13 protein-coding genes are annotated in these 21,228 nt (G+C 34.3%); 1 reads left to right on the forward strand and 12 read right to left on the reverse strand.

From position 1 onward, the window contains the following. Positions 1 to 111: 111 nt before the first annotated feature. The 12 genes from AC4G3N_RS03420 to AC4G3N_RS03475 form a co-directional block, all read right to left on the reverse strand. Positions 112 to 2,541, reverse strand: coding sequence for a DEAD/DEAH box helicase family protein (locus AC4G3N_RS03420; RefSeq protein ID WP_491089730.1), 2,430 nt, complete (start codon positions 2,539 to 2,541; stop codon positions 112 to 114). After that, on the reverse strand, positions 2,538 to 2,861 hold the full coding sequence (locus AC4G3N_RS03425) for a nucleoside triphosphate pyrophosphohydrolase (RefSeq protein ID WP_491089731.1): 324 nt from the start codon (positions 2,859 to 2,861) through the stop codon (positions 2,538 to 2,540). Before AC4G3N_RS03425 ends, AC4G3N_RS03420 begins: the two co-directional genes overlap by 4 nt. Positions 2,862 to 3,047: 186 nt before the next feature. Further along, entirely contained in the window at positions 3,048 to 3,917 is an 870-nt protein-coding gene (locus AC4G3N_RS03430) for a GIY-YIG nuclease family protein (RefSeq protein WP_491089732.1), read from the reverse strand. A 52-nt stretch (positions 3,918 to 3,969) separates the two neighbouring features. Further along, positions 3,970 to 7,245 carry a helicase-related protein gene (locus tag AC4G3N_RS03435; RefSeq protein WP_491089733.1) on the reverse strand — a complete coding sequence of 1,092 codons (3,276 nt, stop codon included), beginning with the start codon at positions 7,243 to 7,245 and terminating at the stop codon, positions 3,970 to 3,972. Next, the gene (locus AC4G3N_RS03440; protein WP_491089734.1) at positions 7,242 to 9,035 is read right to left on the reverse strand and encodes a phospholipase D family protein; all 1,794 of its coding nucleotides are present in this window, start codon (positions 9,033 to 9,035) and stop codon (positions 7,242 to 7,244) included. Before AC4G3N_RS03440 ends, AC4G3N_RS03435 begins: the two co-directional genes overlap by 4 nt. Continuing rightward, complete coding sequence (locus tag AC4G3N_RS03445; RefSeq protein ID WP_491089735.1) at positions 9,029 to 10,237, reverse strand: DUF6361 family protein; 1,209 nt, start codon at positions 10,235 to 10,237, stop codon at positions 9,029 to 9,031. Before AC4G3N_RS03445 ends, AC4G3N_RS03440 begins: the two co-directional genes overlap by 7 nt. A gap of 445 nt (positions 10,238 to 10,682) precedes the next feature. Next, positions 10,683 to 11,135, reverse strand: a complete 453-nt coding sequence (locus AC4G3N_RS03450) for a hypothetical protein (RefSeq protein WP_491089736.1) — start codon at positions 11,133 to 11,135, stop codon at positions 10,683 to 10,685. Between the two features lie 4 nt (positions 11,136 to 11,139). Beyond that, positions 11,140 to 13,170, reverse strand: a complete 2,031-nt coding sequence (locus tag AC4G3N_RS03455; RefSeq protein ID WP_491089737.1) for an AAA family ATPase — start codon at positions 13,168 to 13,170, stop codon at positions 11,140 to 11,142. Further along, positions 13,157 to 13,339 carry a hypothetical protein gene (locus AC4G3N_RS03460; RefSeq protein WP_491089738.1) on the reverse strand — a complete coding sequence of 61 codons (183 nt, stop codon included), beginning with the start codon at positions 13,337 to 13,339 and terminating at the stop codon, positions 13,157 to 13,159. The genes AC4G3N_RS03455 and AC4G3N_RS03460 overlap by 14 nt, the downstream gene beginning before the upstream one ends. Then, on the reverse strand, positions 13,336 to 15,369 hold the full coding sequence (locus tag AC4G3N_RS03465) for a DEAD/DEAH box helicase family protein (RefSeq protein WP_491089739.1): 2,034 nt from the start codon (positions 15,367 to 15,369) through the stop codon (positions 13,336 to 13,338). Before AC4G3N_RS03465 ends, AC4G3N_RS03460 begins: the two co-directional genes overlap by 4 nt. Before the next feature lie 4 nt (positions 15,370 to 15,373). Continuing rightward, the gene (locus AC4G3N_RS03470) at positions 15,374 to 18,604 is read right to left on the reverse strand and encodes a sigma factor-like helix-turn-helix DNA-binding protein (RefSeq protein WP_491089740.1); all 3,231 of its coding nucleotides are present in this window, start codon (positions 18,602 to 18,604) and stop codon (positions 15,374 to 15,376) included. 623 nt (positions 18,605 to 19,227) lie between these two features. After that, complete coding sequence (locus tag AC4G3N_RS03475) at positions 19,228 to 19,776, reverse strand: hypothetical protein (protein ID WP_491089741.1); 549 nt, start codon at positions 19,774 to 19,776, stop codon at positions 19,228 to 19,230. A gap of 393 nt (positions 19,777 to 20,169) precedes the next feature. Here AC4G3N_RS03475 and AC4G3N_RS03480 point away from each other — a divergent pair, with 393 nt between their 5' ends. Further along, a complete protein-coding gene (locus tag AC4G3N_RS03480; RefSeq protein ID WP_491089742.1) occupies positions 20,170 to 21,177 on the forward strand; it encodes a LacI family DNA-binding transcriptional regulator in 1,008 nt (335 codons plus the stop codon). The last annotated feature ends 51 nt before the right edge of the window (positions 21,178 to 21,228 follow it).

Genomic DNA, 21,228 nt, shown 5'->3' on the forward strand with positions numbered 1-21,228 from the left:
TAATTTATCGCTTAAGATAACAAAAAGGCATCACCCAAAATAGGGCAACTGACATTCCACCACAAACTTCCTGATAATTTCCATATGTGTTAAGTCTGTATCATATAGGCTTTATTTTTTTCTCTCAAAGTAAGCCTGTAACCGATACTTACAGATCTCTTTTGTAAACTCATATATCAACGTTTGATTTTTTTTATTTATTTCAAATGATAGTGAAAAAATACCGTTTTTAAATTCAATCAGCCCTTTCGAACTTCCACTCCATTTAGCCATTGGCATTTTTTTAATTAATAAAGCAACTTTTCCTTCATCATAATTCCATAAGGACTTTGTAGTCTTATCATTAAAGTCAATGAGTTTTCGGTATTCTTTTTCAGTTAAATATTGATGAAAAAAGGGAGCTGCTTCTTTGGCCTTGATTGGTTTCATCCATTCATGTGAGCCTCTTTGCAACATGGCTAATAACAAGACCATTTTATAGCTTTTCGACATGCCTGTTGATTCCACTTCATAAAACCAATTGGCATATTGATCAACCACTTCATTTTCTTCTTCGGTCAGTTCATCAGCCCACTTTAAAAATGCATAATAGGATTTAAACTCCTGTTTGAAAAGTTTACTATCTGTAGAACCATTCATATGCATTTCTAAATAGGTTGGTCTTCTTCCAAGCTCAGTTTTCACTTGCAGATAGCTATTCAATAACTTTTCTTTTCTCGGCATTTTCTTTTTAGCCAGCTCATCTATTAGCCTTTTTGCTTCAAGTTCGATATGCATTTCACAACCATTTGGTAATACAGGCAACTGCTTATACTTTTTACTTTTAGCATCCTGCGGTAGATAAAACATAGACTGCTTAATATCTACATTTCGATAGTTGGCGATTAAATCAATGATGACACAATAGCTTTTTCCATCAGCCAGACGGAGGCCTCGACCGATTTGCTGGGTAAAAACAGTCAATGATTCTGTTGGCCGTGCGAATAACAAAGTATCCACTTTTGGTATATCGACACCTTCATTAAATAAGTTAACTGTCATGATAGCATCCAAATCTCCATCATTTAACTGTCTGATTGCTTTTTCACGCAATCCTGCTGGTGAATGGGAGTGTAAGCTGACTGTCCGATAACCTCTTATATTAAAGTAGTTGGATAAGAAATCAGCCTGAACAATACTGGAACAGAAAGTTAATGTTCTCGTTTGTTTATATTGTTCCCAAGCATCTAGTATCTTTTCTGCAATGCTTTCCTTCAGCTGGGCCTCGGCCAGCTGCTCAGCATCATATTTATTCCCTAACCATCTAATTTGAGAATAATCCGTTTCATCATAGATACCGTAATAATGAAAAGGAGAAAGCCATTCTTTTTGAACCGCTTCAATAAATTCAATCCGGTATGCCACGTTTCCATCACAAATGGCATAAATATCTCGATAATCATTCCGATCTGGTGTGGCTGTAATACCAAGCAAGAAGTTTGGCTGGAAATAGTTTAATACCTTTTGATAGGAGTTTGCCGCAGCATGATGGAATTCATCGACAATGATTAAGTCAAATTCATCAGGTGAAAATGTCTCTAAATGCTTTTTCCTGCTCAATGTTTGTATAGAAGCAAAGATTACATCAGCTTCAGGATTTTTTTCTTTCCCATTAAAAATACCGGTTGTTACATACGGAATCACATTTTTAAACGATGAGGATGCCTGGTTTAAGATTTCCTCCAAGTGGGCAATAAATAAAATTCGTTTGAATTGCTTGGCAAAAAAAGCGGCCAAGTAGGTTTTACCAAGACCGGTTGCCATTACAACCATTGCTTTGTCATAGCCTTCTTCCTGTATTTTCTGTAATTCTTCCAGTGCAGGCTTCTGAGCAAAACGCGGAGCAATGGCATTATATACTTCAGGTAGCTCAATGATTTGTCCGGGATTAGACGAACTTTCTTTAGGATTATCCTCTACAGGTAAAGTCAAATCAAGTTCTTCCTGTTTAGTCCACTTTGTCTGCAGTTGTGGATATTTATTATGAAACTCTGTGTATTTAGCTTCATATTCTTGTACAGTAATCTCATTCAATGGCACTGTAGCTGGATCATGAAAAGCATTAAGGAATTCAGTAATTACAGATTCTACCACATCATCCTCAACTTCACCGGCAACTGCCAGATTCCATTCAACACCCTTTGTTAAAGCAGATTTAGACATATTGGAACTGCCGATATAAAAGATACCTTCCTCTTCATTTTCAAAAATATAGGCTTTAGGATGGAAGGAGATTCCTTCACTCTTCCAGACCCTCGTTTCAATCTCTGGATGAATATTCATTAATCGTTTTAATGCTTCTGGCTGCGTAATATATAAATAATCGCCAGTACAGATTTTAATATCGGCTCCGTTTTCTGCCACTTCTTTCAAAAGAGGCTCCAGCAGCTTAACGCCTGAATTCATGACAAAGGATGTGAGGATATAACAGGATTTCGCCTGGCTGATACTCTGTGTAAGATGATCTATTAAATCATGGGTGATTAACCGAACCTTGTTCAATCTTCTACCTCGATTAAGAAAATTTTATCCTCGAATCCACCACGTTTAGCTGCTTTTTTCACACGAACCTCTTCCAACTTATCAAAATCAGCCCCATGGCATTTACTCAACGCATGAATGATTTCCAGTAAATCAGCAAGCTCCTCAATGGCACTCTCATCATCCTTCGCTTCCAAATATTCCTGCAGCTCTTCCTGGCTTTTCTTCTTTAATTCCTTAATGTATTCATCGTTATCTAAAATTCTTGTTGAGAATTTCTTACCTGTTTCTTCTATTATATTTGGAATTAAATCACGGACTAGTTTGTTGTGTATTGGCATAGTCAATTACTCCATTCAAAAGATTATATATAAATAATATCACTTAATTAATCTATACGGGATTGAATATAGTAAAATAGAACCTTCAATAAAGGTTCTATTTTACTCAACAATTCTTTGGTTAATCTTAATAAAGGAATATCATCTGGTATTGAACAAATATATGACCCGACTTAATAAGTTAGATTAATTTTTATTCCCTCTAATAATATAATCCATTGTTTCTCCATCTTTATTCTTCCATTCTCTCCACCCATTCGCATTTCTACCCAGCATTACACCTGCGGCTGTACTTGGTGAAGAAAACAAATGATCTTTTTGGAAAATATAGAACTCACCATTGTCTAATACAATATGATCTTTAACCAAAGCTTCTCTCTTTGTTATTAAATAATTATGAATACTGGCTGAGGTACTTTTAGACATTTTCGATCCTTTGAAGATTACAAAACCTTCATCGGTATATTCACCTGATGCTACTAGTCCTTTTCCCTTACAAAAGAAGATAGAGGTATTTGTATGATTAGCATCATTACTCTCTTGTGATTTTCTGATCGTTTCAAATAAATGAAAGCCTAACGTTGATAACAAGATTTTCATCGTTTCAAATATATCTAATAGATCGTACGTCCGCCATTCAGGAACAAAAGAAGATGCTGGCACAGTTTGATTGATCATATAGCGTTTAATTTCTGTAGCTTTTTGAAAAGAAAGTCGCTCAAGATATTTTACATCCGTTTTTGTAAATTGGTTTTGATTATTATTCGTTACAAAGACAACAGCGGTTTCCCAAAAATCTTTTTCCTTATTATGCTGCTTTAATCGCAGATAACAATTCTCAGCCTCTCCAATATAGACTCTTGGTAAGGCATCCTCATCATTTTGTCCAAAGAGAAAATAGATTCCAACACTTTGGATTTCTTCTCGTGATTCCGCTTCCGCTAATTGATTACGTGGAATTAAAATGGCTTGAACTGTTCGATTTGTTATTTCAGCTATCTTAATTCCACGAGGAGATCCAAAGGGTAAAAAAATCTGTATCGTTCTTCCTGCCATACATACTCCTCTCCTTCAACATTTTTTTATTATTTATCTTTTATGGTCCATTTTATTTTTGTTTATAAAACGGACTTAAATTCATAAATAGTTCCTTTAATTGATCCGCTGGCAGATTAGCATTTAAGTACTCAATTATATCTTCTTGTCTGGCTTGGCCAAGGCTTAATCGGTATAGAGAGAGAATTTGAATTAATCGCTGATATTGAGCCATATCTCTACTTAATGGATAGCCAGGGACAATTCGTTCAATCTTGTATGGCTGTTCACCAGAGAGAGACCAAAATGGAATCAGCTCACAGGAACCTTCTGTCTTTTCCTTTTCGTTTGCCTGCTTAAATAACTCGGTCCATATATCATTCTTAAAATGGATGTCACGATATTTTGTGGCTACATTTTTTCTGATAGCTAGACTTTTATATCGATTTATTCTGCCTTCTCTTTGTTCAAGATCAATTGGGTTATGAGGTAGATTCCAATGGACGATTCGGCGGCAATAATAATGGAAGTCCAAACCTTCCTGTCCGATAGATGTACTTGCTAATACAAATGGGCGAAACGGTGAGTTAAATGCCAAACGGAGATTATCCTTCCGTTGCAAGCTCTTATCTGCCACTTTCACATCATAAAAACCAACAGCATAATTCGTCCTTAGCTTCATTTGCTTATTACGCTTGGTCTTTTCTCCCTTACTTAACTGCATCACTCGAGATTTAAAATCCTCGTACGTATCAACTGTTAGACTTGCTGAATGACTTTTAAATGAAGCTTGTAGTTTTTCATGTATTACCTCATTCGCTGACTCTCTCTTGTCTGAAGATATGTCCATACCTTCATATAGCATATGGGCATACTCATCCAGCATCGCTTGTATATTACCATCCACACAATATTTCAGGACGTTCTTCCAATATGCATCCTCACCCTCTGATCCGTATTGCAGGTCTACAATCGATATCGCTTCCTGACTGTTGAATCGATCCATAAGTGTTTTACCAATCGATACAGCCTGACATAAAGATTGAACTGATTCAAAACCGAGTGTCCGATATACTGCAATCGCTGGTGAGCCAAGGACCATATTTGTTAATACCTCAAGCAAATCTTCTGGCATCGTCCCCATCTCAGGTAAATCATCTGATAAAAATTGTTCTCTTATCTTATCAAAATGCTTCGACAAAGCACTATCCTCTTCCATATCCTTTGCCGATTCACCCATAGGATTATTCTCGTTTAACCATGCACGGATTGTTTCATTTTGCTTGTCTAAAAGAAGTGGGGCCATGTAATACCAGCTTTGATCCTCCCTATTTACATCAGACTTTATATAAGAAATAGAAGCAAGCATAGTTTTGAGCTCGGAACCTATATCTTGTTTTACCTCTTCCAGAGTCCATTTATTATTTAATGTTTTAATAGGATCAAATAAGTTTGCCAGCGTAATCGAAGGATACAAGATGGACAGTAGATTCATTGTAGCTGGTTGATGTTGTTGCATTTTAAATGTAAATCGAGAAGAAGGGAAACGTTGCTTGCTGAAATACGTAATATTCTCCTGACTCACCTTTCTACTGCGCTTCTTTTTACGCTTTTTCTTACTCGGTTTGATCTCAGAAATAAGCTTGCCTACTGTCCTTCTTTCTGCTTCATAGGACATCAGGGTAGCAATCGAACGCGGCACCATTTCCCAAGCTGAGAATACAAGAGTCTTTGAAAAATCTTCAAATCCCTTGTAGCAGCCGCCAAATTCATAATATGAGAGAGAGGGGGGAATCCAAATGAGTTTTTCAGCACCCTCTGGCAAGGCATTCTCCATAATATTACCCATTCTTGCGTTTGGAATTGGAATCTCTTTATATTGGTTAATTGATTTCCTATTTAGCCATAGCAAATCATTTTTTGCTTTTTTAATTTCCTGTGGATGATCAACGAAATAGTTTAGAATCCGCTCTTTTATTTTGTAGTGTTCCATATAACTCATTACATACGGTGCCGATTTAATATAATCTGGCTGAATTTTTTCAGATAACTTACAATCCTGAACAAGTTGGCTCATCATCCTGTAAGAATTTATATCTTCTACTGCCACCTTTAAATGACCGTCCTTATTGGACACATCAATGATTCCATCTCCCTGAACAAGATTGCGTTCTGTTCTTGTAATTCCTTTATAGAGAGCATCCTCCGCAAGCTTTTTCTTGGCCGAAATGACAGAAAAATTTTCTGTGGTCAATTGACTCAGGGACATCGAATAATCATTCCAGATTGTTTGAAATTCCTTTTTACGTTGTTCATTGTTCTCAAAAAGAAAATCGGTCACCCGCATGAATTCTTTATAATGAGAGTTCTCATTGTTTTCATGCATTTCTTCCAAAGTAGAGTAAAGCTTATAGGGCGTTGCGGATAACAATAGGATTTTCACCCGTTGATCGTCTTTTTGATGAATATTAAAAAACTTCTTTGCCAGGACAGCTGTTTCACTATCAGATTCTGTATTAATAAGCTCTTTAAAACGTTGAAATTCATCCATAATGACTAAATCAGGGTCAATTAGATTTACGCTGATCTCTGTCATCATCTTACGGAGTCGGTTAATATTTCTGTTCCGATCAGCTTTGCTTTCAATTCCTTCCCTAATATCACAGCAAACTTGAAGTAAATCCTCCAGCTGTTCAGGATATTGCTCGTAATATTCATTAATTTTTTGAAACATGACTTCCAAGTATTCGCCATTATTTGCTTTATTACATTCATCCACTTTTTCCTTATAATCCTGTGTATGCCAATCCCAATATCCAACTTGATTTTGCAACAAAATACTTAGCTCTTCCCTGTATAGCTTTAAGGGGTTGTATTCTTGCAAAATAGCATAAATAAGTGCTCTTTCACGATAAAGCCCTGTTCCGGTTGTCATATTAAAAGAGGTTGTTGGAGTTAAAGGAATTAGTTGAACATAGCTTTCTAACAGCTCCGAATCCTGCTTGTTTTCAAAGATTTTAAGATGCTGCATTGATAATCGAGAGTCATTCGACTTCTCCACTTTTACATTGTCATTGATTTTTAACTTATGAAGATTTTGTTCGGCAATCGTATGGTTTGAACAAACATAAACGACTTTAAACAAATCATCCTTGAGAGTTTCTTTATGATAACGAGCCAATTGCGCAATGACTCCTCGCGCAATCATCGTTTTTCCTAATCCTACTTCATCAGCAACAAGGACACGGGCAGATTCTCCTTTTAGAAGTTCACTGACCCTATCAACTGTCGCCCTCTGAAAATCTTTTAATCCTTCCATGATTCGTTTTTCCGTTAGCTCTATACTCATGGTTGCCTCTCCTTTTTCAATGCTTCCATAAATACTTGATAAAGTTGCTCAAAATCTGCTGGTATGATTTCCTCGTTTTGAATCATCGAGACCACCTGATGAATATCAGCCAGTTTTTCTGGTGCATCAGCAGCCGCTTTTAACATACTTTCATATAACACTACGTTTTCATCTATGAGGCTATCTTTATGGGCTGCAGTCATCCCTTTTTTTCGGAGTGCCAATTGTTCCATGGCTTCATATAAATAATCATCCGCTAATAGAAAAGAGACATACTGTAGGAAAGTCTGTTTATCTTTTATGATACTTTGAAAGACCTCTTTGTCCCTTTCTTCTGGAATTCCATCTATCGGAATCTTAATAACCCGCTCAACAAATTGGTCTCCACTGGATGCACGAACCACATAAAATTCTCCCAGCTCCATGAGGCTGAGCGGGCTAATTATCGTTTCTTTTAATAATGGCTGCATCCTTCCAGTAAATAGTGGAGAAAACGAAAAGTTTATATCACTGGGTAAATCCTCAAATATAAGGGAGACCTCATAATATTGCTCTATATCTCTTACGTTACCTTTTCTAGGGATGCGAGATAAACTTTTTATTGCTTTTTCAAGTTTGACTTTTACATCATCTACATGTTCTACTTCAGACGATAACTCTGTAATTCTCTCAAAAGGATTATCCTGTTCATCCTCACCAAACAGGTCTTTTAATAGATGCTCTATCTTAAAACCATATTTTCGATAATGAAAATGTAGTAAAAATTCAATATTTCCATGAAAGGCGTTATGTGAACAATTCGCTGATCCTAAATAAAAGTGCACTCTTCCGCCTTTCCTGCGGATATACATTTTGGCATGAATATCCTGTTGCCTGGAAACCTCAAGTTGTTCCGAATCAGCATTCGATTCACTGATGGCAAACTCACCATCAACGACTAAATCCTTTAACACATATACATCAAAGTGCTCCAATATACTTTCATGAAGCTTAGCTAATTCAGATCTTCTTGTAATTAAATATTTTTTCGCTTCTTCTCCTAGAGACAGGGAATCTAATTCATCCACAGTACTTCTGCTTAAAAAGGGCGAAAAGATAATCAGATCATGATAAGTTTCAAATAACCCTGTTTCTTCCTTACCATGACCATTAATTCCTATAGGTGAAAATTCAATCTCTTTATAATTAGTCCCTTGATCCTCAAAATGTACATAGGCAAGCTCTTGAATCAATTTCTTCATTTTTTTCTTTTTTAAATTATCTGTCGCATAAGGTACCAGGTAGGACAAGAAATCTATCAGCGAAGTAGAAACCTCTGATTTTTCTTTCCTTCTCTCTCCCTCAAGACTGACCACTATATCCCAGCTTCGGTCAAAGGTTAAATTCCGACTTAGCACAATCACTCTATATAAAGCTTTTCCTTCGTCATTTGTGTATTTGATCACCCATACTTTCGGATGAAAGGACTTTTCATTAGGAAGCGCAACTTCAAAAACATTATTCTCCATTTGGGTATATAAGAAATTCCCTTTTTGCGGAACTTTTATCTGGCCAGCTTCACAGAATACTATAAAATGGTCCTTGCTTTTCCGAATAGCCTCCAGCAAGAAGATTGGATTGGACATCAAACTTTTATCCATTTCATAAGAGAGACTTAATGAAATAGGAACTCCAGTCAAGGCTTGCAAATCAAGCGAATACGTTGTGCCAATCGCAAAATCAACTTTATAACCATTAGGTGGTACTAGCATATCTCCATAATTCTTACGATCTGTTGATGGATTTAACATTCCGAATCCCCCATTGCTGCATAAATATCATCCAGTATTTTTTTCGCATCCGCAAAACGATATTGCAGAAACGTTTCTCCTCCAAACCAAGCTCCATCCTTATAGGCATAAACAGTCGGGTTATTTAATTTAGCTCTGCCTGTCCCTTTAATGGATATTTCTCTCCTAATGACTACTTCGTCCATTTCATTCTCATTTCCCGTAAGTACAGCTCTCTTCCACTCCATAATAAAATTTTTCAATTTTAAATTGTTGAGTTCTAAAGTGCTGAACACTTTATCTATGTTAAAATCAGCAAATTTTTCTTTAACAAAAGAACTATTTTTCCACTCTTCCCATCTTTGTATGGCCAATTCATTTTGACCGTTGGATAAAATCAGGTTATATCGGATGATTGCTCCGAAGATGAATTCACTGAAATCACGCGCCAGCTCATATGTTTCTCTTATTGATTCCGGTAATATATGGACTGGAATTGATGAAAAATTCTCTGCCTTATAGATTGTATTGCTTGTATCTCTAATCATTTCTGCATAAAGGGTGTTCATTGTTTCTGAAGACATGAGAATACGATTCTTCAGAAATTCTGCTTCTTCCTGAGTCAACTTTATTGAAAGCTCTTCTTTCCAATTTTCCGGAGGTCTATTAACTGCCCAGTACACACGATTTCCCAACTGAACAGCATCCTGATCGTCAGTTGATTCTTCATGGGCAAGACCTTGAGACTTAAAGATTTGCTTTTGCTGATTTAATCGGCAAACTTCTTTTGCATATCCCTCAAGTGATAAATAAGGATTCGTAAACATCTCAAAAGTTTTAAGCCCACTCCAATAGATACTGGAAGGCTTCCTCTTCAAACTTTTACCTGCACGGGCACCGATAATTCCATGTGCATTCACATCTGATGCTTTAAACAAATCTATTAACTCAATCTCGCAATTAGCCAGTTCTTTTAGGAATTTTTTATAATCTTTTATTTTGTTATCCTCTAATTCCATTAATAAATAAGGAACAACAAAAAAGTATTTTGCTCTTGTCTGGATTGTAGAAGTTCCAGGAAAAAATATATCGGCAAACCCATCACGAATTAACCCAATTCCAATTTCATCCACCGCTTCAGGAGCTGCCAAAGCATGTAGAACACTTAAAACCTTATTCCGATCTGCGTTTGAATAATCTACCCAGCCAAGTTGTAAACTCATAAGATTAAACTACTCCTTATTCTCTTTATTACTTCTTATTATACCAAACTGGAAATTTCACACAAAAAGCTCCGATTACCGCGGAGCTTTTTAACCTTATTTCTTTATAATCATTAGATACAGTTCTTGGAGATTATAGTTTTCTTTTTGAATTATTCTTTATAATTTAAAGCTTAATCTATTCAAAAGTTATTTTCATAATTAGTTAGATTATTATTTATTTCCATTTATATAGTATCATCTTATTTGGGTTGGTATCCAATAACAATTTTTAGGATGTCATTTCTTCTCAAATAACTGAAATATATTAAAAAACTTGAATGTTTCTTACTATCATTTAAAAATTTTCTCTGTGAAACCGCCATGTTGGCTTCCTTTTTCACATTAGGATTACATATAAATAGAACCTCAGAATAAATATTCTATTTTTTCATTGTTTATTTCTTTAAAACGGAATACTATTGGCATCTGAATAAATATATGACACTATATCTATTTCATACTCAGTATAGGATTCATCTAATTTATATCCATCCCATCGTCTTCTGAAAACTTCTTCAACCAGTATTTCCATACCGCCTTCTGCATAACTTTCTAGGGTTTTCCTAGCCTTTAAGCGAAAATCAGTTTCTTCAAAGGCTTCTATGTTTTTTCCTATTTCCTGATCACTCAAAATTATAGAATAGACTGTAGCCTTTTGCTTACTGTTAAAATAGTTTGTTCGTAATTCCCTTCCTCTTTCTGAAATTACATGTTTCCTGTTATTTTTAAAACCAAGACTTGCACAAAGCAGAAATATATCCTGATATTTCATCTCATATTTTGTATTTAAATGCATATAGATTGGTTCATATTTTTTACTTGTGTATAGTAGTGCTTGTTCACTTAAAAAATCCATTCCATTACCCCCTTGTTGCCATGGTCTCATTAATATTTACTGGCACTATTTCTGTGTGTCCAGGGCTCTTCTGATCTAAACGATACCATTTTCCTAATTTACCAGTTGTTTTAAATTTCATCTCTTCTGTCTTCGAAAGTTCAGTATCTGTTAAAAGAAGGATCCATTGCGATGTTAAATTTGGAATATGATCAATTAAATGATCGCGGTTATTACCACTGATTCGCCCAAATGGAGTATCCATAAATAGAGGAAAATCAATGCTTTTATTTCCGCCAGATGCAACCTTTGCCAGTGCAGTTATAAAGGAAAGTGCAACCACCTGTCTTTGCCCCTGAGAAATATCCTGCGTAATATTTACATCTTCCCAACCAATTATCTCAATTTCATATTTCTCGTTTATATCAATTTTCTTAATGAGGTCTTTATCTTTTCGATCTATTAACATTTTAAAAATCTCAGTAGCTTCATGTGTAAGCTTCAATCGCATTTCATCGCTGTATTCTATAAATATATTATCAAATTGATCCTTCAGCTTACTAATATACTCCAATACTCTATGGTCAATGAGTAGACTTTCATTCTCACGGATCATTTGTGCTAATTCTTTTTCAAGTTCTTTCTGCTTATCTTCATTTATGGATATTTGCTGCTTAAGAGTTTCAATATCCACTCCTAAATCAAGAAGCTGTCTTTGTTTATCCTTCAATGTACGTTCAAGATGCATTAAATTTTCTTGTTCCTGAGCTTTTTCTGATACTTGCTGGCTGTATTTGTCTAGCACCTTATTAATCTCTTCAATATCATCCTTTATCTGTCTGAAATCAGCTAGCTTTTGCGCTATATCGCCAAGTATTTCTTTTTCTTCCTTTTCATAATCATAGATATTGTTATTGATCATAGATATTAACGGGGTTAATTCTGAACGTTTATAATTATTTCTCAATAATTCAACATATTTATAGTTTTGCAAATGGACATTCAGGTCGTTATTACAACATGCACATTTTCCACTCTTTAATGACTTTTCAATTACTTCAAGAGGGATAAGATCCTTTTGGTCTGTCATGATCTGCTCAAGATACTGTCTAACCGAGACATAAGTATCCTTCATTACCAGGTTATATCCATTACTTATTAATTTCTTCTTTATTTCATTTTGCTTATCTTTTGCCAATCTTATATGTAGATTTTTCTTTTCCTTCTCATTATCATACTTATCTTGGATTTTTCTAACTTCTTCGTTCTCAGACAGTTTCCTTTGAATATCTTCAATTTCCTTGCTGCAAGCCAGCTGATCCGCCTCTTTATATTGCAGCTTTTCTTCCAATTGCGTTATGAGCTCTGTTGTAGTATCAATTAAATTCTGTTTGCGATTTAAATCTATATCCTTTGTATTAGCCAAAATTCTCCTTTTTTCAGAAGAATGTAACCTCTTTAATAGATTGATCGCTTCTTCAAGTTTATCAATCTGGAGTAATTTAACGATACCTGTCTTAACTTCAGCCTTTACTCGTGCATCCGTTTTAGTAAGTGTTTCAATTTTCTCAGCATCAAATAAGAAAAAATCCTTAATATTTTCATGAAGAATATCATTCATTTGCTGGTTTACTTTATCTTCATCATTTTCACTTTCTGACTCGTAATTCCCATATTCATCTACAATGTTTAATTCTACATTTGATACTCTTTCAGTGATATCACCATTAGAAGTTCGGAATCCTTGCATTTCCCTTCTAATCAAGTATCTTTTTCCTTTATATTCAAAACAAACCTGCACATATGTATCAACAGGTATATTTATATTTTCTTGCATAATCTTAAAATTGACTAAATGAATTCTTTCTTTTGGATTGTCTTGCTGGATATGAGTTGTTCCATATAAACCAAACATAAGGGCTCTGAATATACCTGTTTTACCTTTTCCATTTTCCCCGAAAATAATCGTTATGTTCTCATTCCCAGTAGCAAACTCTATCTCTTGCTCTCCATAAAATTGTCTGAAATTTTTAAGTCTAATATCAATTAGTTTCATCTTCTATCTCCTCTATGACAATCTCCCTTATCTCATCACGAATCATCTTCTCTATTTGTGATGACGAATGTCTGCCTTTATCTAATTCATGTAATAAATATTTTGCAAGTTCTGATAATTCATCAGGAAAATTATCTATCTTTCGCTTTAAATCTTCATTCATATTCATAGGACATCCTCCATATTGTTCTTGAATTCGTTGTATACTTCCCAGGGTAACTTATCCATTAAATATTCAAGTGAATGTGACTGTAGTTCTTTGCCAATTATTTCTCTTGCTTTAAACTTATTGATTGCATACCTTGAAAATTCTGCAAACCTTGGTAATTCCTTTGAAGCTATCGACTTATATAACTGGTCGCTCGCCAACCTCGGTAATACGATAAAATCATAAATAGTTGCCAGATTCTTATTTTTATATTTACGTAGAATACGGCCGCGGCGTTGGACAAATTCTCTTGGATTTGAGGTGCTTGCCAGAAAATAGGCTGTTCTGGTACTAGGAACATCTACACCTTCATCTAAACATTTAATAGCTACCAGTACTTGTATACTTCCGGTATCAAAAGCAACCAAAATTTTCATACGGTCTTCATTTGAAACTCTTGAGTCAAACCTATGTACTCGATATCCCATGTCTGCCAGCTCTCTAGTAATGACATCAACCTCACCAGGTGCACAATAAACAAGTGTATGCGATACATCATCCCTGCTCATATTTCTGAATTTCGCAAAGAGAATATCCTTCTTATTAACAGCTTTACTTAAAATCAAGCTTCTTTTTCTATTTAAAGTACTTATTTTATCACTATCTTTTTCTTTGGAGTTGTAAATTTGTATCAATCTTCTTGTGTATTTTTCATATCTTTCAAGTTCATCATCTGTCAAGTCAACTGAAATAGGATTATAAATATATTCAGTAAGTGCTCCATTATCTATTGCTTGCTGCATATTATATTCATATACAGTATCTCCAAAATAGTTTTCAACAAATGCAGTTCCCTCTTCATCCCACCAACGATCAGGTGTTGCAGATAATCCCACTTTACCATCAAACGAATTAAATTTATGATACCGTAAACTTTTAATACCAAAATAATGACACTCATCGGAAATGAAAAAAACTCTTCCTTTAATCGAAGAAACTAGGTCATTAAATTCTTCTGATGCTGCACTATTATAAGTTGTAATTACAACATGTTTATTAATAATTCCACTGTTAAAATCTCTAACATATGTCTGTAATTTGTTACTCCATATTTTTTTACTTCCATAGCAGAACGTAAAGCGATTATAACCTGCATCTTCACAATTCTTTTTCCACTGATCAACCAAATGAACAAAAGGGACCGCTATGATTAAGAAGATTTTCTTATAGTCTTTATAGTATTCGTTGGCAATCAGGAGGCTCGTGATCGTTTTTCCTGTTCCTGTTGCCATCTCCAAAATGCCTTTCCAGTCATTATTTTTTACAGCCCGGATAGCTTCCAGCTGATAATCTCTTGGTTTAATAACTTTTTGATGAGGTTGAATATTCTTTCCCTCCTTTTTATATCCGGCTATAGTATCTTTTACTACTTCAGGCATTGGTATAATAGACAATCCATTTGTATTGTCATTCCACATATTTTCAAAATCATTAATCATATCTTCTATTCTTTCAGATTCACTTTCTTTCCAAAACACATCTACCTTTTCAAAATTATCTCTTACACCGCCAGCAGTTTCATTCGCTGAACCTGAGAAAGCAACCTTATTTCCATCTGCGTCATAGAATACCCCAAACTTTTCATGATATAAGCTATTATTCTTTGTATAAGCAATTTTCATTTCAAGTTTGTCATTATATATCAGCCATGCAAGAGTACTCAATGAGTCCTTTTGTATTACTTCTTTACATAAAGAAATCTGTTTCAGCAAAGAGGCTGCTACGACATCATATTTCGCTTTAAAGCCTAGTTCTATTGCTTCAAAATCCTCTTTTGTTAAAAAGGGATTTACGATCATTCTAATTCTTCCATTTTTCTCAAAAAACTTCTCAAGCCCCTCTGCAATAATAATTAAACTATTGCTTGTAAAATAGCCGGCAGCTCGATCATAATTGATTGCTTCATTTAAACATTTGTTATAAAAATCGTCATATATACGATCGTGATCGGATCGATATTTGTATTTTAATTTAAGATCTTTGAACGACATCTATTCACTTCCTTAAGCTGACAAATCCTAGTTGGTCAAAGGTAAATAATTCACTATGCTTCAATTCATACGGCAATACTTTTTTCACTTCTACAACTTGCTCCCTTACGATTCCCTTTGCAGCCAAAAATTCATAAATAGCCTTCTCATGCATCTGTCCAGTATATTCTTCATCAATTATTTTATAAACCAACTCTGAAAATGAGTGAATTATGCTGTTTTCTCTTACAATGATCAGTTCATCATATCGGTAATCATTAATATCTTTTTCTATATGTTTAAATCCCCGGCCAACAATAACAGTTTTTATTAGATGCGGATTCCAATGATAATCAATAGAAGGTAATTTTCTTCGATATCCTTTCAACTTCATTAATGACAGATATTCTTTATCTTTCATTTGATCCTCAACATACTCTATTACAGCTTGAATCTCTTCATTTGTGAGATCCAGCATATGTGCCGGTATTAATTCATCGCGACTAATCTCTATAAACTGTCGTGAATCTAAAAGATTTCCTAAAATATTAAAAGGCATTAAGTCTTTATAACCATAACTTGTAATAAAATCTCTTATTTCCTGTCTAGTCGTCGGATGATTAAATACATGAGTAATAGCTTCTTCCATTGAAGTTATTGGACAGCCATCTAAATAAAGAAAATTAGTATGGCCATTAATTGAGTTGTTTAACACCTTCAGTAACCCGGCCAGTTTAATATGATCATCCAGCTCTTTTTCCCTGATTAATATTGAAAGATTTGAGTCAAATTTAATTTCATTAAAAATCAACCCGGAAGTCGAATAACCATCTTTTAAACAATAAGCTGCCAAGTCTAATAGATTTTTTATCTGTTCCTCTTTTAAATCTAACTTTTCTAATAGAATTACTTGATTTGTTCCCCAAGGCAATATTAAATTCGATTTAGATAGTGTTAAGTCAATTTTATGTCGCGGCCATTTTATTTTTTCTTGAATATCATCCTTAGTACATTGAGCGCCCAATGACCGAATTACTTGCACCAATGTTTCTTCAGCATTGATACGTTGTCCATCCTTACTATATATATTTAATGTGTTTCCTTGACCAATATCATATTCTTCACTTAAATAGAACTTGATAATAGAGTATAAATGCAGTTTATTTGTTATTTTCGCATGCTCTATTTTATTCTTGAACCGATCGTAAATTTCTTCTGCATTAACAACTGAGATTTCTTGCAGTCTATTTTCAAGAAATTGATCAATTTCTTCGATTAAACTTGAATCAAAGTTTTCCTGATCAAACCATTGAAAAGTTAACCGATCTACTAAAATAATATTATTTACTTCTCTAACACGTGCCTCTGTTGGTCTTGTTTTCCCCTCATAAGAGAAATTTAAAATTTTCTGTGCCAGTGATGCTATATAACTTGCACCCTCATCATCTATTCTTACTGGATGATCGATATGATATTTAAACAAAATTTCTAAGACATCCGTTATTGATAACTTTCCTTTGGAAAAGTATTCTCCGTATTGTATATATCCATGCTCTTTGAGGATTCTTTCGGCTATTTCCTCTGTATAATCATCAAAGCCTACCTCATGTAATTTTTCGACCAATGTATCTTTCATTGTTACCGTAAAATAATCAGGCAAATCATCAATATATTGGTCTATAATTTTTAATTGCTTCTCAATTTCACTATTAATAATAAATAGTTCAACCTTTTCATCGTATAAATACGGACTTTCTTTCGTTTTTAAAAGTTCAATAACAAGTTCTGACTCTTTTCCAAATAAATTTTGCAAATCTATTTCAGCAATATAATCAGGCGATCCAGTTAATAGTTCTAATAAACTAAATGTATTTTGTTCATGTAAAAAGCTAAGAGCTTCATTTATAGCTCTTCTTTCTATTTGTCGTATTCTTTCCCTTGTTAAATCGAAATGCTTGCCTGTTTCTTCAAGAGTGAGTTTGTCTTTCAACCTATATGAAAGTACTTTATATCTCTGGTCAGGTATCCTATCAAATATACTCTCTGCTATCACTTCCAATGGGCGTTGTTTCTTTAATTTTCTGGATAGAATAATTAAGTCTACATCTTCCAAGCCTATATCTTTTAATGTTAGACCTTCAATGTCTGAGATTTTTAAATCCGTTTCTTTTGATGAGGTAATATCAAAGGCCCTCAAAACATCTACTAATGCTCTTTGTCTTATTAAAGGATATATATCACCAGATTCAAAGACAAACTGTTCAAAGACATCAACAGGATAACGATAGTCTTCTAATATCTTCATGACCTCTTCAACTTTTTTCTTCCGTATTCTTGGTTGATTCCCAAATTTCTTAACTACATCATCAGTCAGATCATTAATCGTTATTATTCCTTCTGAGTTACAATAATCTAGAAAAGAGTTATCTGTGCCATGCTCAAATACTTCCGCAATTGTTTTATTACTAGAAAAAAAGAATTTTGATGAATTATTTTCAATGTAACCCTGTAAGTCTTCGGTACTAGTTGTTAGAATTGTATCTATTCTTTCTCTAACTTCTTTAACTTTTCTATAGCCTACACCTTTTCTATTCGAATATTCCTCTAATTCTCCAGTGGTAACTTGTAAGATATTAGATATACTTTTATCTGTACAGAATGCTCGGAATGAATTATATCTATTTTCGTTAAACAACTTGTCTATTGGTATATTTGATAGGATAATATCTCTTTCACCCATTACATGATTATCCGAATTAGAATTATGTACTATGCTTGCCATTGGCTCTTCTTTATGATCTTCGGCAAAGAAACCTAAACTTATAAACTCATCCTTTAATCCATCCATATCTAGATGTTTATTTAGATGATAAAGAGCATCAAACTGGATCCCATTGAAAAACAGATCACTTTTTACATTAAATCTTAATATGAAATTCCCTAAACCATATTTACTGAAATCTAATTGCTTATATCTATCTTCATTCTCTTCAATAGCTAAATTGGTATCCGTTTTGTAAAAGTAGTTCGGTAATAAGTTGTTTTTCTTAACTGTTACAAATTGAAATCCTCTTATCACTAATTCATCCACTATATTTTGGAACATTTCTTTATCTTTAACATATAAACGTCTAAGATTATCTAAAGATATTTTTTTATCTGAAATGTTACTGCCCTTAAAAAAAGGATGGAGATTCTCACTGTATATATCAGCTATATTATTTACATGATCAGGTATCAGAATGTAATCTTCCATCTTTTCACCTCATTTTCCATAATAATACTATAGTAACGTAATTTTATTGTTTATTGTAAATTAAATGGAGGATGCCATAAGTATTTAAGGATTTTTCGAAGCCCCTGTCCTTCTCAGACTGGGAAATGGTTCCGCGTTCAATTGCTACTGATGGCTTATGAATCTGAAAGAAGAACGGTTGGCAAGCTTCTTCCTGAATTAAAACCAAGTAAGAAAAACATTCTTTTTCTGATAGTATCGTTTCCAAACCGTTATAGGGCTTAAGATTTCCTTTTTGAAATCACTCGTTTTTCTCTCTAAAAAAGCCTTAAGGTGGTTAGCCTTAAGGAGTATCTTTTAATAAATTATTTTCATAATTAGTTACTTTATAATTAACATAGTATCATCTGAAGTGTGTTCGCAATCAACAACAATTTTTGGTATATAATTTATTTTCAAATTAATCATAAATATTGAATAATTATTCTGCTTTTCCTAGTGAATATATTGATGTAGCTATTACCGTTTTCAACATGAGAAAAAGACTAATACTAAAATAATAACAACGCCTAATTGCCTGATACTTATTCCAAATATCTTTTTCCACCAAAGCTTTTTAGTTGCTCTCGCCATTACCGTGCAGACTATTCCATTGCCCCCATTTCACCATTCAAGATTGCTTCTGTTTGCAATTCACCGGAAGATTGCAAATCGTCGTTTAATGTATTTAAATATGTCATTGTAACATCATCGCCAACTACGTTATTTAAATGATTAGGATTTTCGACTAAATAATTAGCACGCTCATGCACATCTGCAAAATTGTTATTTTCCCACTGTGCTTTTTCTACCGGACCCATATTTGCCGGGTTTGTTTTTGCTTCTTCCTCAGCTCTCGCTTCGGCCTTTGCCTTAGCTTCAGCCTCCTCTTTAACTTTACGTTCAGCTTCTTCTTTCTCTTTGGCAATTCGCTCTTGTTCTGCTTTCCATTCTTCTTCAAATTGCGCTTTCAAACCTTCCACTTTTAAAATACGCTGACCTTCCAATGCAGTATCCTCCAACTCTGTTAGATCAACGTACTCAGTATGAACCTCCCCTTTAACGAATTTAGCTTCCTGTCCACTACAACCACTGATGATCACCATCATGGCTACGCTTCCTGCAACCACATTCAAACATCTGCTTGTTGACATTGCAACCAATTCCTTTCAAGAATATTACTTAGCTTGCTTAGACCAAAGGCCAGCATTATGTATGAGATTGTAAACAATTCAGAATTACTTGTTAACTCTTTATTACTTCTATACCACTCTTAATCATTAGAATTCATGCCACTTTTTACCTAGGTGATAAATTGTGTTTTAGTGTTGTAGTGACAGACCTATATACATTTAGCTCGATAAAGCTTTACCTAAAGGCTCACAAGTTAAATCTAATCCTTTTTCCTTACAAAACAAATCGAACCAAGCAATTAATCTAAAAATTCAAATAATATATTGTAAGCGTTTTCTTTTAGTGTTAATATGTGTTCATTGGATAAGCATTTACTAAATTATTACTTATAAGGGATAAAGAGGTAATTAAATATGGTCACAATCAAAGACATCGCTAAACTAGCAAATGTTTCTTCCACCACTGTTTCTCGTGTGTTAAACCATGATAAATCATTAATGGTAACTGACGATACGCGTGAGAGAATTTTACAGAATGCTAAGCAGCTTGGATATAAGACAGTTAAGGAAAGAAAACAGAAGAAAGGTAAGCTGAAGAAAAAATACAGTATTTTATTACTACTCTGTTTGTCATCAGAGGAAGAATTAATCGATCCTTATTTTTTATCGATTCGAAAAGGTGTTGAAAGCTCTTTAGTAAAGAATGGTGTAAATAGTTTCGAGGTGGTGCGAATACATGAAACGATTCATGAGCATCAGTTTATGAATAAGGATGGTGCCATCGTCATCGGCAGGATCAGTGATCAAACACTAAAAAAGCTAACTCATAATATGAAAAATGTCGTGTATATTAATCATTCTCCAGATGAAGACCTCTATGACTCTGTCATTATTGACTTTCAAAAGGCCACTAAACAAGCACTGGATCATTTACTTACCAGAGGATACAACCATATTGGTTATATAGGGGGGCTTGAGAAAGAACATCAAGTTGATCGTTCCTACAAAATCGAGGATGAGAGACTCACCACCTTTGAATTCATTTTAAAAGAAAAAGGATTGCTTAAGAAAAAAGATATATATATTGGCGAGTATACGATGGAATCCGGCTATGCATTAATGAAAGAGGCATTAACGAACAAACTGCCTCAAGCCTTTTTCGTTGCCAGTGATTCTATGGCTATCGGAGCTTTAAAAGCATTAAAGGAGTCCAATATCTCTGTACCTGAGGAATTGGCCATCATCAGCTTCAATGATATTGATATAGCCAAGTTTTCCAGTCCTCCTCTTACCACTGTAAAAGTATATACGGAGGAAATGGGTGAAACAGGCGTCAACATGCTTTTAGATCGACTAAATGGTAGACAGCTGCCTATTAAAGCTGTTCTTCCGACAAAATTAATGATCAGAGAAAGCTGTTAAGCACACTAAAAGGAGGTGGTTTGATTAAAGTCGTAACAATCTTCCAGATAT

This window comes from Bacillus sp. z50 (assembly GCF_058313585.1).

Excerpts from the sequence above, each read along its gene's own strand:
- AC4G3N_RS03435 (WP_491089733.1), bottom strand. The coding sequence starts at position 7,245 with ATGAGTATAGAGCTAACGGAAAAACGAATCATGGAAGGATTAAAAGAT.
- AC4G3N_RS03480 (WP_491089742.1), top strand. The coding sequence starts at position 20,170 with ATGGTCACAATCAAAGACATCGCTAAACTAGCAAATGTTTCTTCCACC.
- AC4G3N_RS03465 (WP_491089739.1), bottom strand. The coding sequence starts at position 15,369 with ATGTCGTTCAAAGATCTTAAATTAAAATACAAATATCGATCCGATCAC.
- AC4G3N_RS03475 (WP_491089741.1), bottom strand. The coding sequence starts at position 19,776 with ATGTCAACAAGCAGATGTTTGAATGTGGTTGCAGGAAGCGTAGCCATG.
- AC4G3N_RS03460 (WP_491089738.1), bottom strand. The coding sequence starts at position 13,339 with ATGAATATGAATGAAGATTTAAAGCGAAAGATAGATAATTTTCCTGAT.
- AC4G3N_RS03450 (WP_491089736.1), bottom strand. The coding sequence starts at position 11,135 with ATGGATTTTTTAAGTGAACAAGCACTACTATACACAAGTAAAAAATAT.
- AC4G3N_RS03425 (WP_491089731.1), bottom strand. The coding sequence starts at position 2,861 with ATGCCAATACACAACAAACTAGTCCGTGATTTAATTCCAAATATAATA.
- AC4G3N_RS03445 (WP_491089735.1), bottom strand. The coding sequence starts at position 10,237 with ATGAGTTTACAACTTGGCTGGGTAGATTATTCAAACGCAGATCGGAAT.
- AC4G3N_RS03470 (WP_491089740.1), bottom strand. The coding sequence starts at position 18,604 with ATGGAAGATTACATTCTGATACCTGATCATGTAAATAATATAGCTGAT.
- AC4G3N_RS03455 (WP_491089737.1), bottom strand. The coding sequence starts at position 13,170 with ATGAAACTAATTGATATTAGACTTAAAAATTTCAGACAATTTTATGGA.
- AC4G3N_RS03430 (WP_491089732.1), bottom strand. The coding sequence starts at position 3,917 with ATGGCAGGAAGAACGATACAGATTTTTTTACCCTTTGGATCTCCTCGT.
- AC4G3N_RS03440 (WP_491089734.1), bottom strand. The coding sequence starts at position 9,035 with ATGTTAAATCCATCAACAGATCGTAAGAATTATGGAGATATGCTAGTA.